General features: G+C 42.3%; 1 protein-coding gene. It reads right to left on the bottom strand.

What is annotated here, in order from left to right; translation table 11 throughout:
* Positions 1–246, bottom strand: a 246-nt coding sequence (locus A3773_RS17370) for a sigma factor (protein ID WP_269454519.1), incomplete at both ends; no start/stop codon positions are given.

Raw genomic sequence — 246 nt, 5'->3', positions numbered from 1 at the left:
TCCCATTTCTGTGGACGCTCATCTTTTTGCCAATGGCCATTCTCGGTAAATAAATGATCGATCAGAGCTTCATCGTTGAGACTCGCCCCTTCTTCCAGAATACTGGCGTTGGTGTAACGTTTTTCCTTTCTCAAAATATCAATCAGCTTATTTTTGAGAATGGCAAATACCCATGTTTTTAAGGCGGCTTGGCGATTAAAACGATCAATGTTTTGATAGGCAGAGAGCATAGCATCTCGTATGCCG

This window comes from Neptuniibacter pectenicola, from assembly GCF_001597735.1.
GTDB classification, from domain to species: Bacteria; Pseudomonadota; Gammaproteobacteria; order Pseudomonadales; family Balneatricaceae; genus Neptuniibacter; species Neptuniibacter pectenicola.
The sequence above is the reverse complement of the archived record's forward strand: the minus strand, read 5'-3'. Positions and strand labels throughout refer to the sequence as shown.